Origin of the sequence: Kitasatospora sp. NPDC051170 (assembly GCF_044455705.1) — a bacterium.
Taxonomy (GTDB): domain Bacteria; phylum Actinomycetota; class Actinomycetes; order Streptomycetales; family Streptomycetaceae; genus Kitasatospora.
On the sequence record NZ_JBITFA010000008.1, the window covers coordinates 152,921 to 168,723 of the forward strand.

Consider the following 15,803-nt stretch of genomic DNA (forward strand, 5'->3'; position numbering starts at 1 on the left):
TGCGAGAGCGGTTAGAGCGTTCCGGCCCAGGCGCGGTTGCCGAGGAGGGTTTTGACGTCGGAGGCGAGGCCGTTGTCGGGGTTCACCAGGTAGCCGAGCTCGTAGAGGGTGTCCTTGTCCCAGTTGGTGGTCAGCAGGCGGACCGGGACGTCGCCGGGGTGGGCCTGGAGGGCGAGCTTCAGTTCGGCCACCGTCTCCGGGGTGATGCGGGCGGCGGGGACGGTGATCTGGACGGGCGGCTTGGTGCCGAGTTCGGCGGAGGACATGTCCAGGGTGGTGATCTCCTGGCCGAAGATGCTGAGCGAGCCGTCGCGCTCGTTGAGGCGGCCGCGCGCCGAGATGACGTTGTCCTCGATCATCTGCGCGGACATCAGGTTGTAGGTGGCGGGGAAGAACAGCACCTCGACCGAGGCGTCGCGGTCGGTGAGGGTGATGATCGCCCAGGCGTTGCCGGCCTTGTTGATGCGCCGGTCCACGTTGGTGACCAGGCCCGCCAGGCGGACCTCGCCCTCGGTGCGGCCCGAGCCGAGGAGTTCGGCGATGGAGCTGTCCCGGTTGCGGGAGAGGATGTGCTCGGCGCCGTCCAGCGGGTGGCTGGAGACGTACAGGCCGAGCATCTCCCGTTCCAGGCTGAGGAGTTGCTTGCGCGGCCACTCGCGGTCGGTCAGCTCGAAGTCCAGGCCGATGGTCGGGGTGTCGGAGCCGCCGTCGAGGCTGCCGAACAGGTCGTCCTGGCCGATCGCCTGCTGCTTCTTGACGCCCGTCACGGCGTCGATGGCGCTCTCGTGGACGGTGCTGAGGGAGAGCCGGGTGTGGTTGAGGGAGTCGAAGGCGCCGGCCTTCACCAGGGAGTCGACGGTGCGCTTGTTGCAGACCACCAGCTCGACCTTGTCGAGGAAGTCCGGGAAGGAGGAGAACTTCCCCTTCTCCGCACGGGTCTTGATCATCGACTCGATCACCGGCACGCCGACGTTGCGCACGGCCTTGAGGCCGAAGCGGACGTCGCTGCCGACGGCGGTGAAGTCGACGACGGACTCGTTGACGTCCGGCGAGAGGATCTTGATGCCCATCGCCCGGCACTCGGCCAGGTAGACGGCCATCTTGTCCTTGTCGTCGGCCACGGAGGTGAGCAGGGCGGCCATGTACTCGGCGGGGTAGTTCGCCTTCAGGTAGGCCGTCTGGTACGAGACCAGGCCGTACGCGGCGGAGTGCGACTTGTTGAACGCGTAGCCGGCGAAGGGGACCAGGACGTCCCACACCGCCTGGATGGCCTCGTCGGAGTAGCCGCGCTCCTTGCACCCGGCGTGGAAGGGGACGAACTCCTTCTCCAGCACCTCCTTCTTCTTCTTGCCCATCGCGCGGCGGAGGAGGTCGGCCTGTCCGAGGCTGTAGCCGGCCAGCACCTGGGCGGCTCGCTGCACCTGCTCCTGGTAGACGATGAGGCCGTAGGTGGGGCCGAGGACGTCCTTGAGCGGCTCCTCCAGCTCCGGGTGGATCGGGATGATCTCCTGCTGGGCGTTCTTGCGCAGCGCGTAGTTGGTGTGGGAGTTCATGCCCATCGGGCCGGGCCGGTACAGCGCCGAGACGGCGGAGATGTCGGCGAACTCGGTGGGCTTCATCAGCCGCAGCAGGGCGCGCATGGGGCCACCGTCGAGCTGGAACACGCCCAGGGTGTCGCCGCGGGCGAGCAGCTGGTAGGTGGTCGGGTCGTCGATCGGGACCTTCTCGATGTCCACGTCGACGCCCCGGTTGGCCTTCACGATCTTGAGGCAGTGATCGATGATGCCCAGGTTCCGCAGACCCAGGAAGTCCATCTTGATCAGGCCCATGGATTCGCAGGACGGGTAGTCGAATCCGGTGATGATCGTGCCGTCCTTGTCCCGCTTGTGCAGCGGGATCAGTTCCAGCAGCGGGGTGGAGGAGAGGATGACCGCGGCGGCGTGCACACCGGTGCCGCGGATCAGGCCCTCGATGCCCAGCCCGGTGTCGATGATCTTCTTGACGTCCGGCTCGTTCTCGTACAGCGCCCGGATCTCGGTGCCCTCGTTGTAGCGGGGGTGCTTCTCGTTGAACAGGTCGGCCAGCGGCACGCCCTTGCCCATGACGTCCGGGGGCATCGCCTTGGTGATCCGGTCGCCCATCGAGAAGGGGTAGCCGAGGATGCGGTTGGCGTCCTTCACGGCCGCCTTGGCCTTGATGGTGCCGAAGGTGTTCACCTGGGCCGTGTACGCGGCGCCGTACTTCTCGGTGACGTAGCGCACCATCTGGTCGCGCTGGCGGTCGTCGAAGTCGATGTCGACGTCCGGGGGGTTGATGCGCTCGGGGTTCAGGAAGCGCTCGAAGAGCAGGTCGTGCTCCAGCGGGTCCAGCTGCGTGATGCCGGTGAGATAGGACACCATCGAGCCCGCCGCCGAACCACGGCCCGGGCCGACGGGGATGCCGTTGTCGCGCCCGTACTGGCAGATGTCGGCGACCACGAGGAAGTACGCGTCGAACCCCATCGGGGTGATGACGCCCATCTCCAGCTCGACGCGCTCCAGCACCTCCTGGCTGGGGCTGTCGCCGTAGCGGTGCTTGAGGCCGATCTCGATCTTCTTGCGCAGGAACGACGCCTGGGTCTCGCCCTCCGGCACGTCGAACTGCGGCATCCGGTCGACGTAGGTGAACACCTCGTCGTACGACTCGACGCGCTCGGCGATCGCCAGCGTGTTGTCGCACGCCTCCGGCAGCTCGCGGAAGAGCTCGCGCATCTCCTCGGCGGTCTTCACGTAGTAGCCGGTGCCCTGGAACTTGAACCGGTTCGGGTCGTCCTTGTTCTTGCCCACGCCCACGCAGAGCAGGCTGTCGTGGGCGTCCGCCTGGTCGGCGGTCACGTAGTGCGAGTCGTTGGTGGCCAGCAGGGGGATGTTCAGCTGCTTCGCCAGGCGCAGCAGGTCCTCGCGGACGTCCTGCTCGATGGACAGGCCGTGGTCCATCAGCTCCAGGAAGTAGTTCTCCTTGCCGAAGATGTCCTGGTACGCGCCGGCCGCCTTCACCGCCTCGTCGTACTGGCCCAGCCGCAGCCGGGTCTGCACCTCGCCCGAGGGGCAGCCCGTGGTGGCGATGATCCCGGTCGCGTTCGCGGCGATCAGCTCGCGGTCCATGCGGGGCTTCATGTAGTAGCCCTCCATCGACGCCAGCGAGGAGAGCTTGAACAGGTTCCGCAGACCGGTCGCGTTCTGCGCCCACATCGTCATGTGGGTGTAGCGGCCGCCACCGGAGACGTCCTTGCCGCCCTCACCGTCACTGCTCGCCGGACGCTGACCGCCCGGCGACCAGAACACCTGCTTCTTGTGGAACCGCGACCCCGGCGCCACGTACGCCTCGATGCCGATGATCGGCTTCACCCCGGTCTTCGCCGCCGAGTGGAAGAACTCGTACGCGCCGAACATGTTCCCGTGGTCGCTCATCGCGATGGCGGGCATGCCCTGTCTCTCCGCCTCGGCGAACAGCTTGCCGTTCTTCGCCGCCCCGTCGAGCATCGAGTACTCGGTGTGGACGTGCAGATGCGCGAAGCTGTCGGACGACACGGCGCTTGGCTCCTCGGAGATGGCGGGCGGGACTCGGGCGGGAAGTCGTCCACGCTAGCGGACGGGGGAGCGCGACGCGCCGGGCGGGGCCCGGTATGGGCCGGTTTGACGGGAGCCTGACGTACCCCGCTCCGGGGATCCGCCGGGCGGACTCGCCTCACACCCCCGCGTGGATGTACGCCGCCCAGACGTAGGGGCGGTCGGGGGCCTCGTCCCGCAGGCGCCGCACCGTGTGGTGGAGCGCACGGGCCGGCGGCAGGCCGTCGGCGAGCAGCCGGTCGTAGAAGCCGCGCAGGAAGGATTCGAGCCGGGTGCTCTCGATCTCCCACAGGGTGCCCACGGCCTCCGGGTACCCGGCCAGCAGGAACGCGCTGGAGATGTGCACCGCCTCGTCCGCGAGCCGCTGCGAGGCCCGCGCCGTGCCGCAGGCGGTGAGCACCGCGAGCCGGGCCGAGTCCGGGCGGATCCGGCAGATGTCCACCACCGACAGGGTCTCCCCGCTCGGCAGCTGGATCCAGCTGCCGGCGGGCTGCTCCGGCGAGCTGTGCGCGTGGCAGCCGAACTGCACCCACTGCGAGCCGCGCAGCTCGTCGAGGACGGCCTCGCGGGTGGCGCGGCTCCCGATCAGCACCCTGGGCGAGGCCAGCCGGCCCTCCGCGAACCGGGCGGCGGCCACCGCTCCGGGCAGCACGGCGTCGGACTCGGACACCACCAGGGCGCGCTGCGCGGCGGTGTCGGGCCTGCGCCCGGCGGCGCGGGCGTGGGCGAGGGTCTGGAAGCCCGGCACGTACGAGGAGACGACGCGGTCGAGGGCGCTGCCGCACCGCCCCCGGGCGCAGTCGGGGCGGCGGCACTGGGCCGCGTGCAGGGGGAGGGCGTTGAACGGGCCGGTGGGCACCCACCAGAGGCGGGGAAGGTGGCCGGGGGCGTGGTGGCCCGGGTCGGCGAAGGGGCCGCCCAGGTGGGTCAGGACGGGCTCCACCAGGGCGTGCCAGGTCCAGGAGAGCACCTCGTCGACCGTGTTCCGGGCCGCCTTCAGCTCGGCGGGTGGCGGGCGGCGGCCGCCGCGGGCGTAGATCGCCCCGATGGCCTCGGCGAGCCGCCCGGCGGCGTCGGTCACCTCTTCCGCCCTCACATCGAGGCGGAGGGCCGACACCTCCTGCGGGGTCACGAGGAAGGCGAGGACGTGATAGCTCCGGACGTGGTTGAGGACGACGATCGGGCCCTCGGCGGCCAGCTCGCGCAGGCGGGCGGGTGGCAGGGGGCCGAGGAAGTCCGCGAAGCCCGGCTGCGCCCGGATCTCCTCGATGACCTGGTCCAGCTCGGTGGAGGCCTGCCAGCCGGCGAGGCGTTCCCGGTCGGAGACGGCGCGGCCGGAGTCGGCGCGGTCGGGGGCCGTGCGGTCGGGGGCGGTGCGGTCGGAGTCGGCGCGGTCGGGGGCGGCGCGGTCGGGGGCGTCCAGGCGGTCGGTCAGTGCCCGGAAGCGGTCGGCGAGCGGCGGGTGCAGGCGGGTGAGGTCGCCGAGGTCCACGCGTGATTCGAGCCGGCGGGCCAGCAGCAGGCCGCGGCCGCGTTCGTGCAGGGCCACCGTCGCCTCGATCAGGGGCCCGGAGACGGCGCGGGTCCGGCCGGCGGCCGGCTGCTCGTGCATCAGGTGCGTCGCGATCAGGGCGGCGAGATGCCGGACATCGCCGTCGAAGGTGAGCAGGCCGTGTTCGGCGGCCTGCTGCGGGCTGCCGCGGTCGGTGATCCGCTCCAGCAGGTCCACGGTCTCGGCGCCGAGGGAGAGCGCGAGGTCGACCCCGGACGGCGCGGTGTGGAGCGCGCGGACGGCGGCGGCGATCCCGCTGTGCGCGCGCATGAGGAGGGGGGCGTCCGGGGTGCGCAGCATCGCGATCTGGGCCTCCAGCGGGTCCTTCGAGACGAGGAGGTCCGCGTAGCGGGCCATGAGCCCGTTCGCAGCCCCGCCCGCAGCCTTGTTCGCAGCCCCGGGCGCCGCCCCGGTGGCCGGCTGCGGTGGCGCGAAGCGGCTGAGGTCGACGGTCTCGCCCGAGCGGCGGCGGAGCATCGCCGTCACGATGCGCATGGTGGTCGCCATGCTCGGGTCCAGTTCGGGCATCAGCTCGTCGAGCAGCGCCTCCACCTCGTCCACCACGTCCGGGGCGTTCTGCTGCTGCTTGAGCCACCGCTGGAGCAGCTCCCTGATGAGCATCGTCCCGGCGAAGACGCGGTGTTCGCCCTGCCCGGCCTCCCGGAAGGCGCGGCGGCAGCGTTCCAGCAGCTCGTCGGGGGCTGCCGGATTGGGCCCGCCGCCGGGGCCCACGATGTCCAGGAGGTTGTGCAGGTTCTCGATCCGGAGCCGGTACTCGCGGGGGTCCGCCCCGGCCGCGGCGGCGGCTCGCTCGGCGAGCTCCAGCAGCCCCGGCACAGCGCTCCTGGCCCGCTCCAGCTGGTCCGGGTCATGGGTGTACATGTAGGAGCTGAGCCGCGTCATGACTGCGGCCGTGGCGTTGCGCAGGGCGAGATGCGGTCCGGCCGGGGAGTCGTCGTCCTCGGTGGCGGGTGCGGCCTCCCTGATGGCCGCGGCCTCGATGACCGCGGCCCGGTCGCTGGTCCGCAGGGTCTGGAGGGTGAGCAGGTCGGCCAGGACCGCGGAGACCTTCGCGGAGGGGCCGTCCGGATGCTCACGGGTCCGCCGCAGCAGTTCGGTCGCGGCCGCGAGGGTGTCCGGGTCCAGGGCCCGCAGATCGCCGGTGCGCAGGACGGCGCTGAGCACCTCGCCGCCGGCCCGCCGCAACCCGTCGTCCTCGCCGAACCGTTCGAGGACGGTGCGCAGGTCCCGGAGGGTCGCCGGCACGCTCGACTCCTCTCCCGGGTCCGGGTCGCCCAGGCCCTGAAGGGCCCGGAGGCCGGTCAGGTCCCCGCCCAGCAGATCGAGCATCGTGGCCGCCGCGTCACCGAGGTAGCCGGCCAGGGCGCGGACCGTACCGTTCCCGAGGCGGGTCAGCGCGTCCTCCGTCTCCGCCGACCAGGAGCGGCCCGCGAGCGCGGTCAGGGCGGCGACCCTGGCCTCCAGCGGGTGTCCGGCCCGCAGCGCGTCCGCCGGGGTGGAGCCGGCGGGCGCCTCGGCCAGCACGCGGGTGGTCGTCTCGGCGGCCAGTTCCGCCAGTTCGGCCGCCAGGTGGGGCGAGTCCGCGGCCATGGTCTCGGCCCAGTCGCCGGCGAGCGTGGCGAGGATCGTGCCGTACAGGACGCGGGCCGGGTGGTCCGCCGGCAGGGCCTCCCAGGCCGGGCGGTAGCGGGCGAGGCGCTGCCGGGGGAGGTCCTCAGGGCCCTTCGCGTCGATCGTGCAGTCCAGGAAGGCGAGCGCGGCCCGCACCTCGGCGGGCAGGTCGGGCAGGCCGCGCTCCCGGGCCAACTGCCCGGCGTGGGAGAGGATCCGGTCTGCCACTTCGGCCACCGGCCCGGCCTGCTGCCCGCCTTCGGTGACCAGGTGGAGGAGTTCCGACACCGCCGTGTCGAGCTGGTCCGAGACATCGGGTGGGCCCGGGTCCCGGCCCAGCCGGGTCATCGCGTCGCGCAGCCCGGCCCGCAGCAGGCTGCGCCGGGGGTCCTCCGGGGGAAGGGCCGCGAGCGCCGCGCGCAGGCGCTCGGCCGCGCAGGCCAGGACGGGCAGGTCGCGCTCCTCCACGGCGGCCTCGTGGAGCAGCAGGCCGGCGGCGGCGTCCAGGACCCCCGGGTCGCCCCCGACCTCGGCCGTCAGCGCCCGCAACCGCTCGACCTGCCCGAGGGTTTCGGGCAGCGGCAGGATGTCCCAGCCCGCGAGCCGTTCCTCCAGCTCGTCGAGGCCCGGCCTGCCGAGCAGCACGGCGGCCCGGGCGACCACGTCGAGCAGCAGCGGCCGGAGCGCCCCCTGCCGGGGATGCCCGGCCGGGACGACGGCGCAGGCCCTGGCCGCGAACTGTGCCGCGGTGGCGAGCGATGCGGGTTCGGCGAGCTCCTCGAAGCGGCCCTGGAACAGTGCGACCAGTGCCGTCGACAGGTCGCCGAAGCCCTCGTGGTCCTCCGGCGTCACCGCGTGGGCGTCGAGCAGCCAGGCGGCGCCCTGGTCGTAGCGGTGCGCGGCCCCGGCCGCAGAGCCGTCCCGCACCGCGCGGGTGGCCAGTGCCGTGCAGGCGGCGCTCATCAGGCAGGCGAAGCCCGACAGCAGGGCCAGGTCGTCGACCTCCGCCTCCTCGGCGCCCGGCGGCAGGGCGGGCAGCACGGACGGGTCGGGCAGGCGCGGGCGCAGGACGTTGCGCAGGGCGAGGGCCAGCACCACGTCCCGGTCGGCGGCCGGATTGCGCGTGCCGGCGGCCGCCCGGTACCAGTACGCCCAGCAGACCAGCAGCAGCGGCCCGTACGGAACCACGGTGTTCGGGGCGGGCGCGGCCTCCACCAGCAGGCGGAGCACGTCCAGTTCGGCGTCTTCCGCCAGCAACGGTCCTGCGTCCCTGGTACGTTCGGCCTCGGCGAGCCGGGCGGCCAGGCGGTCGGCCAACTCCTCGACAGACATGCCGCCCAGCATATTCTGATGATCACTCAGGGTTGAGGCCTTGGCGGGAGGGGCGGCAGTGAGCGGACCGGGACGCCGGCAGCGGCAGGAGTACCAGGAGGCGGTCGCGTACGCGTGCGCCGAGTTCGCCGACCTCGAAGCCGAGGTCGGCGCAGGCTGGGCCCCGGCGATCGAGACCGTACGGGCCGGCGAGCCGGGGAGCGCCCAGTGGTACGAGGCCGTCCGGCACCTGCACCGGCTCGCCGAGGAGGCGGGGATTCCCGGCGGCCTCGGCCTCACCGGCGTCATGGGAGCGCACGACTGGCTCCAGGCCCCGCCCCCGGTGACCGGCTGGGTCTGCCCCAACGGCGCCTGCGAGCGCGTCCAGCGGGCCGAGCGCGGGCAGCTCGGACAGAACGGTCAGGCCGGCCAGACCGCGCCGGAGTGCCGGCTCCTGGCCCGGCCCATGCGCCACGTGGCGGGCTGAGGCCGTGGAACTGCTCCTGGCGCTCCAGAGCCGGATACCCGACCGGTGGTTCCTCCGACGCCTCCTCCCCTCCGCGCTGTTCGTCGCCCTGGCGGTCGTGGCCGGAGGACTGGGGCAGGCCCACGGGGGCGACCTGCGGCTGGCCGTGCAGCGGCTGGCCGATCACCTCGGCGCCGCCCAGGCCGAGGGCGCGTCGGCCAGACTCACGGCCGTCTGGCTGCTCTACGCGATCGGGGCGGCCGCCGGGGCCTTCGCCGCCCCGGTGGTGGCGCAGCTGCTGGGCACGGTGGCCGCCGGCGGCTTCCCGTGGTGGCTCGCCCCGGTGGGCGAGCGGGTCCGGCGGCGCAGGGTCGCCCGGTGGCGGGCGCCGGACGAGCTGCTCGACGACGCCCTGCGGGCGCGCGGCCGGGGGGAGGTGATGCGGGCGGCCCGGCTGGAGGCACGTGCCGTGTCCGCCCCGGCCACCGCACCGACCACCCCCACCTGGAGCGGGGACCGCCTGCGGGCCGCCGCCGACCGGGTGCGCGAGGTCCGGGGGCTCGACGTGGAGAACTCGTGGGTCCGGCTGCTGCTCGACCTGCCGGAGGCCTCGCGCACCGCCCTGCTCGACGCGCGGGACGGCTACGACGCCGCCGCCGAGGCGATGGCCTGGAGCCTCGCCTTCCTGGTGCTCGGCTGCTGGTGGTGGCCGGGCGTGCTGGTGGGCGCCGTCCTCGGGCTGGCCGCCTGGCGCTGGCTGCGGCACGCGGTCGTGGTGCTCGCGAGCACGGTGGAGGTGGTCGCGGAGGCGGCCGGGGAGAAGGCGGGGGAGAAGGCCGGGGGGTCGGCGGCGGTGTCGGCTGGGGAGTCGGCTGGGGTGTCGGCTGGGGAGCCGGCTGCGGAGAGCGCCGAGGCGTCCTGAACGGCCGTCATTCCTTCGCGCAGGTCACCGGCTGTACCACTGGTCCCTCCGGCGCCAGCCGGACGAGCGCGACGCACTCGGCGACGGTGCCGATCCCGTGGTCGGGCAGGCCGACGGCGTAGAGGACCGGGCGCGGCGGTTCGCCCGCGGGGCCGGTGAACCGCCAGGCGGCGCGGGCCGGCGCGGCGGCCGACGTCTGGCGGGGCAGCGCGCCGTCCGGCGTCGCCCGCCAGCCCGCCGGGAGGTCCGGGGTGAACACCTCGATCGGCACCGGGGTGTCCGAGGTGGTGCTCACCTCCAGTCCGGCTCCGGAGGGGTGCAGCCGGAGCCGTTGCGGGGCGGGGGACCAGACGGCCAGGCCGCCGATGTCCACCCCGTCCTTGCCGCCCTCGACGGTGATCCTGAGCGCGGACGCGGTGACCGGCACGGAGATCTCGTGCAGATGAGCGACCGAGGTGTCGTCCCGTTCGTTGTCCGGGACCGCCCAGCCGCCCCCCGCCCCGGGCACCTGCACCCGGACCGTCACGGGGTCCGTCCCTTCGACCACCACGTCGACCAGCCGGATCTCGACCCGGACGCCGAAGTCGAGCTCGATCCAGTCCGGCGATCCGGGCTTGCCCGCGTTCGGGCTGCCGGCGGTCGACCAGTGGCCCTCGGTACCGACCCGTGGTCCGTCCGGAGAACTTCCCGGGGCCGAGTAGTCGGCCGAGAACGCCGGCCACGAGACGCCTGACCGGGCGCGGGTGAGGTCGGCGGAGGGAAAGGCCTTCGAGGGAGGGAGGTACACGTGCCCGTACGCCTTCGTCAGCGGGTCCTGGTGGGAGTCGGCGCGGCTCGAAGGAAGGGGCGGTTCGCTGCGGCTCGAAGGAAGGGCCGATTCGGTGCGGGGCATCACCGGCGGCAGTGAGGCGACGAGAGGAATGAACAGGAACACGAAGGACGCCGCGAGGCCGGCGAAGTGGGAGAGGAGCAGGCCGTAGCGGGGGCCGATCGCGCTTCCCGCCTTCGGGAGGCTGCGGGCCGGGCGCACCGGGCGCACCGGGCGGACCGGGCGCGGGCGGGCTGCGGCGGCGATCGGGATGCCCGCCGTCCAGAGCAGCATCCCGGCCAGGTCCGGTGACGCGTCGGCGGAGGATTCCGTCAGGAACCGCACCGGAACGGAGGTGTGGTCGAGCGTGCGGACCAGGTTCCCGGCCCCGGCCGTCGCCAGCCACGTCCGTACGGCGGCCTCCGGCGCCGCTTCTCCGGAGCCGACGACGGGGCCGACGGAGGTGTGGTCGAGGGCGGCGGTCCCGGTCAGCACCACCGCGATCCGGCGGGGGCGGCTGCCCGGGGGCAGGCCGTCGGCGGCGCGCAGGACGCGTTCGACCACCTCGACCTGGTCCGGGCCGTCTGCCGTGGCCAGGCCGAGCCTCGTCCGGTCGGAGGCGGTCAGTGCGCGGCGCACTCCGGGCAGTTGGCGCGCGTCGAGGGTCAGCAGCAGGCCGTGCGCGTGGTGCAGGCCTTCCACCGCGTCGAAGCCGTCCGCCGTCAGGAGCAGCCGCTCCGGTGGGGCGAGCAGCGCCAGCGACCGCCGGCCGCCCCGCAGGCCGGACAGCCGGGCCGTGGTCGTGCCCCTCGGGCCGGCGCCGACCTCGCCGCCGAACGGCCGGAGGTGATCGGCGAGTTGGGTGACCGCCTGGCGGACGACGGCGCCGCGCCCGGAGTCGGGAGCCCCCGCCGCCAGCACGAGGCGGATCGGCACGTCTCCCGGGAGCATGGGCCGGGCGCAGTGCGGGCACTGCGCATCGAGGCGCCATGCCCCGAAGAGGGTGGCGGCGGGAAGTCGGTGGCCGCAGACGCAGGTGCGGCGTACGGCCCCGAAGCGGCCGGGCACGAGTCGGCGGTGCGCGGCCCCGCAGGTGGGGCAGCGTCGGGCGGGCAGCGCGACGGCCCGGCCGCAGGCCGGGTGCGGGCAGACGGTGGCGGCGCCGCGCAGTCGGCGGGCGGCCAGGTCGAGTGCCGCACAGAGCGAGGTGAGGAGCCAGGAGCCGGCCGCCAGCAGCGCCCAGAGCAGCAGTTGGCCCAGCAGTGCGGGGAGCACGAGCACTCCGGACGCCAGGACGGTCGGGACTCCCAGGACGACGGACGCGACGCGTACCACCAGGGCGACGGATCGGACCGTGAGGGCCACGTAGCGGAACCGGCTCTTGCGCGCCTCCACCTCGATCTCGTCGGGAGCGGGCCACGTGAGCTCCCGCACGCAGAGCCGCCACAGCTCGCGCCACACGGTCCGAAGCCCCTCCGGTCCCGCCTGCCGGAGGTAGCCGGGCCGGACCGGCTCGTCGCCCGTCTGTTCGGACAGGGGTTCGGCGGGCTTGTCGAAGAACGCCTTCCAGACCGCGACGGCATGGCGAACCGTCAGGCGGCCGATCCGGAACTGCAACCAGAGGACGACAGCGGCGACCAGGAGGACCAGCAGGATCCTGCGCCCCTCGGGGGCGAGCAGTACCGCGATGGGCAGGAGGGCCCAGAACGTCCTGCGGACGGTCCTCAGCGGGTGCCGGAGGGCGCCACGGATCCACTGCGGCGGCTTGCGCACGCTCACCGCCCCGACCGCAGGCCGTCGAGGAACCCGAAGCGGTGCAGCAGCCACAGCAGCGGGTCCTCGACCCGGTGCGGCAGCGGGCCCTCCGGTGGCATCGCGCCCCCGCGCGGCGCGGCGCCGAGCGCGGAGAGGGCGAACAACTGGTGGTCGGTGCACAGGTCGTCCAGGTGCCGGACGAGCGCACCCGCCTGCCAGAGCTCCAGCAGGGCCCGCAGTTCGGCGTCCACCGTGGCCCGGTCCACCGGGTCGAACCGCGCGCCGGGCGCACGGCGCCGCCGGAGCACCGAGTCGGGCAGGAGGGTCGGGGTGAGCAGGTCCAGCTTGGCCAGGACGGTCGCGACCGGCACGCGGACGCGGCCGTCCTGCGGGGTCAGGGCGTCGAGCAGCCGGTCGAGCACCGGGCCGAGCGCCTGGTCCAGGCCGGACGGGGTGCCTGCCCCCGGCAGGCGCTGCGGGTCCAGGTGCTGCGGGTCCAGGACCAGGATGACGGCGTCCGCGTTCCCCAGGCCCGTCGGTCCGTTCACCGGGTTCCGGCCGGACTCGTCGAGCAGTACCAGGGTCAGGGCCCGCTCGCGGCGCCCGCCGGCGCGGGTCAGCCGGTGGACCAGCGGGGGGCTCCCGTCCGGCGGCGCCGTGCGCGGGGGCAGCCGGCCCTCCTCGTACAGCCGGCGCTCGTGGCGGGCGACCTCGGCGCCGGTCCGGTCGTCGCCCGCCACCAGGGCCAGGCCCAGCTCCTCGCCGAGCCGGTGCCGCAGTTCGTGCAGCAGCACGGTGACCAGGGTGCTCCGCCCGGCGCCGGGCGGGCCGAGGAGCGCCACCGTACGGGCGGGGTGGCGCAGGTAGCCGTTCGGCAGGCGCTTCTTGCAGCGCCGGCAGAACTGGCGCGCGGTCGTCCGCCGGCACGTCCCGCACACGGCCGGGGGTGCCAGTGGATCGGCCGCCTTCAGCCGGCGGTCCCCGGCGCAGCGTGCGTCGCCGGAGGTGCACCGGTAGCCGACGTCGGCCCGGCCGATCCGCTCCAGGCAGGACGGGCAGAGCCACCGCGCGGCCGGGGTCACGGCCCGGCTCCCCCGCGCCCGCGGCGAAGCCGGTGCGGCGCGGGGTCGGTCATCACGATCCCGTCCCCGACCGCGAAGCACCGCACCCAGCCCGTGTGCCCGCGCGGCAGGGGCGCGGTGAGGACCGCCGGCCGGTGCGGGGCGAGGTCCACGTCGGTGAGTTCGGCGAGGGTCACGCCGTCCCCGGCCGCCAGCGGCCAGGTCGGCCCGGGGGAGCTGACCAGCAGCAGACCGGGGACCCGGACCGGGGTGGTCGAGCGGACCACGGCGCGCACGGAGCGCCGCCCGGGCAGGCCCGGGCGGGTGAGCGTGTAGTCGAGGCCGAACCAGGCGGGCAGGGTCAGCCGGACGGGCGCGGCGACGGTGCGCAGGCCCTCCGGGCGGCCGAGCAGCCGCACCTCGACGTCGAGCGCCGGGCCGTCCGGGACCGGCAGCCGGGCGCCGCCCTGCTGCGCGTAGCCGAGCCGGGTCACGACCCGCCGCCTGCGCACGCCGTCCGGGCCGTCCCAGCTCAGCTCGACCTCGCTCGGTCCGTCCGGTGGCCAGGCGAAGGTGACCACGGCCTCGCCGGGGCCGCGGGAGGCCCGTGCCCCGCGCAGGCGCGGTGCGGAGGCCACCAGCGCGCGGGCCCCGACCACCGCCCGATCGCCCGCGACGGTGGCCGCCAGGACCACCGCGCTCGGCCGGGGGAGCCGGAAGCGCAGCGCGCCGTCGGTGAAGTGCTGGACGCTCAGCGTGCTGCCGTCACGGGACAGTTCGGCCGTGGCGACGCGCTCGCCGACGGGCCAGCGCGGTTCCTCCTCGAAGGCGTACAGCCGGACCTCGCCCGTCGCGTCGTCCATGCCGGGCCGGACGCGGGCCTCGAACAGCTCCGGGTCCTCCGGCACCGGCGCGATGTCCAGGCCGGTCACCGGCCTGGGCCGGGCGAGCGGGGTCGCGGAGAGCCACACGCCCTCGGTGGCCGAGGCCGTGCCGTCCTCGTCGAGGTAGACGGCCTGGACGAGGTAGCGGTGCACCACGCCGTTGGGCAGGCCGTGATCGGCGAAGCCGTCGCGCCGGGAGCGCAGGCGCCGGCCCCGCGGTTCGGCGTCCGAATGCCGGGTGACCCGCACCGCCTCCGCCCCGGCGGGCGGGCGCCAGCCGCCGGTCACGCTTCCGTCCGCCGCCGTCAGCGCGGCCGCGTCGACCTCCGGCCGGTAGCGGACCGGCCCGCACACGGTCAGCGGGGACGGCGGCCCCGCGGGCTCGGAGCCGCGCAGGACGGCGACCCCGTAGTAGAGCGGCAGGTTCACCGGCGCCCCGGTGTCGAGCAGGGAGAGCCCGGGCCGGGGGAGCGCCGGCCGGTCGCCGTCCGCCGTCGAGCGGGGAGCGCAGTGCGGACTGCGCACCAGGACGTAGTGCGGGGGCCCGGCCGTGGACGGGGAGGGCTCCCAGTCGACCAGCACACCGGCGCGGCCCGCCACCGCCGTCACGAGCGGGACCGGCCGCGTGGGGAGGGAGCGGCGCACCTCGGCGATCCGGGGCAGGTCCCGCACCAGGGCCTCGGCCTCGTCCAGCAGGGTCCAGGCCAGATCGGGGTCGGAGGCACCGTGGCGCGCCGCCTCGGCGGTCAGCCGCCGTGCCTCCTGCACGGTCGCGTCCAGCCGGGCGGCGAGTGCGGCGGCCGCCGGTTCCCGGGCGGCGGGCGGGAACCGCTCGGCCACGACGGAGGCCTCCATGAGCAGCCCGTCCGCGACCAGGGCGCGCAGCCGCGCGGTCAGCGGGTCGGCGGGCTGCTCGTGCAGCACCGCGAAGACCAGGCGCCGGGCTTCCTCCGGGGCCACCGACAGCTCCCCGGTCGCGTGCGCCAGCAGGCGCGCGGCCCCGGCCCGGGCGGCGTGCAGGGCCCGCAGCGGCTGCGCCAGCTCCCACCGCAGGATGCCGCGCAGCCCTTCCGGGCCCGCCTCGCCGACCACGGTGCGCGCCGCCGCGGCGACGGCCTGCGCCGCCGTGTGCGCGGCGCCGTGCGGCAGCCGCCCCCAGCGGCCGGCGGCCTGCGCCACCTCCTGCTCCGTGGGCGCGGGGCCCGTGAAGGGCTCGACGGGCCGGGAGGTACGGTCGCCGGGGCCCGTCGCGTCGAGGAAGTCCGACAGGTGGCGCAGCCGCAGGAGGGCGAGGTGGCGCCCGCAGCGGGCGTACGCCGGATGCGGCAGCTCGACGGGCAGCGGGTCGGGTTCGGCGATCGTGAGGCCGAGGTCGAGCCGGACCTCCCGCAGCAGCGCCGCGTCGGCCCCGTAGGCGAGGCCGGCCTGCCGCAGCGTCGCACGGGTGATCATGCCGATGCCGTCGGAGGCCTCGCCCAGTGCGGCCGACAGCTGCCGGCGCGCGGCGGCCGCGCGCCCGGCCTGCTCGGCGAGCTCCTCCCGCAGCGGGGCGAGGTCGCCGCCGCGCGCCGCGTCGAACAGCTCCCGGTGGGCCGGGTGGTCGACCTCCAGCTGCTCGATCACCGGGCGGTACTTGAGACGGCCCCGGTACCGGCGCCAGCAGCTCCGGGCGGCCTCCACCGCCGCCGCGACCCCGGCGGGGGTCAGCGGCTCGCGGAGCTGGTAGCGGTGCCGCAGGTCGTCCCTGACGGGCAGGCCCGCGTCGAGCACCTCGCGCTGGTAGCGCGCCTCGTCGAATGCCATT

7 protein-coding genes are annotated in these 15,803 nt (G+C 74.9%); 2 read left to right on the plus strand and 5 right to left on the minus strand.

Features of this window, described 5'->3' with window-relative positions:
• Positions 1-11 precede the first annotated feature (11 nt).
• Both dnaE and ACIBCA_RS18690 read right to left on the minus strand, forming a co-directional pair.
• Positions 12-3,521 (minus strand): DNA polymerase III subunit alpha, encoded by a 3,510-nt coding sequence (gene dnaE, locus ACIBCA_RS18685; protein WP_396284146.1) that lies wholly within the window; start codon positions 3,519-3,521, stop codon positions 12-14.
• 205 nt (positions 3,522-3,726) lie between these two features.
• Positions 3,727-8,124 (minus strand): CHAT domain-containing protein, encoded by a 4,398-nt coding sequence (locus ACIBCA_RS18690; protein ID WP_396283996.1) that lies wholly within the window; start codon positions 8,122-8,124, stop codon positions 3,727-3,729.
• Between the two features lie 58 nt (positions 8,125-8,182).
• Between ACIBCA_RS18690 and ACIBCA_RS18695 the strand changes: the two genes are divergently transcribed.
• Positions 8,183-8,590, plus strand: coding sequence for a hypothetical protein (locus ACIBCA_RS18695; RefSeq protein ID WP_396283997.1), 408 nt, complete (start codon positions 8,183-8,185; stop codon positions 8,588-8,590).
• Between the two features lie 4 nt (positions 8,591-8,594).
• Entirely contained in the window at positions 8,595-9,491 is an 897-nt protein-coding gene (locus ACIBCA_RS18700) for a hypothetical protein (protein WP_396283998.1), read from the plus strand.
• A 7-nt stretch (positions 9,492-9,498) separates the two neighbouring features.
• On the opposite strand, the gene ACIBCA_RS18705 is transcribed toward ACIBCA_RS18700, so the two are convergent.
• The 3 genes from ACIBCA_RS18705 to ACIBCA_RS18715 are packed head-to-tail and all read right to left on the minus strand — an operon-like array spanning position 9,499 to position 15,802.
• The gene (locus ACIBCA_RS18705; protein ID WP_396283999.1) at positions 9,499-12,078 is read right to left on the minus strand and encodes a hypothetical protein; all 2,580 of its coding nucleotides are present in this window, start codon (positions 12,076-12,078) and stop codon (positions 9,499-9,501) included.
• Positions 12,075-13,136, minus strand: a complete 1,062-nt coding sequence (locus ACIBCA_RS18710) for a hypothetical protein (protein WP_396284000.1) — start codon at positions 13,134-13,136, stop codon at positions 12,075-12,077. Before ACIBCA_RS18710 ends, ACIBCA_RS18705 begins: the two co-directional genes overlap by 4 nt.
• Positions 13,133-15,802, minus strand: coding sequence for a hypothetical protein (locus ACIBCA_RS18715; RefSeq protein ID WP_396284001.1), 2,670 nt, complete (start codon positions 15,800-15,802; stop codon positions 13,133-13,135). Before ACIBCA_RS18715 ends, ACIBCA_RS18710 begins: the two co-directional genes overlap by 4 nt.
• Position 15,803 lies beyond the last annotated feature (1 nt).

Excerpts from the sequence above, each read along its gene's own strand:
- dnaE (WP_396284146.1), bottom strand. The coding sequence starts at position 3,521 with ATGCTCGACGGGGCGGCGAAGAACGGCAAGCTGTTCGCCGAGGCGGAG.
- ACIBCA_RS18715 (WP_396284001.1), bottom strand. The coding sequence starts at position 15,802 with ATGGCATTCGACGAGGCGCGCTACCAGCGCGAGGTGCTCGACGCGGGC.
- ACIBCA_RS18690 (WP_396283996.1), bottom strand. The coding sequence starts at position 8,124 with ATGTCTGTCGAGGAGTTGGCCGACCGCCTGGCCGCCCGGCTCGCCGAG.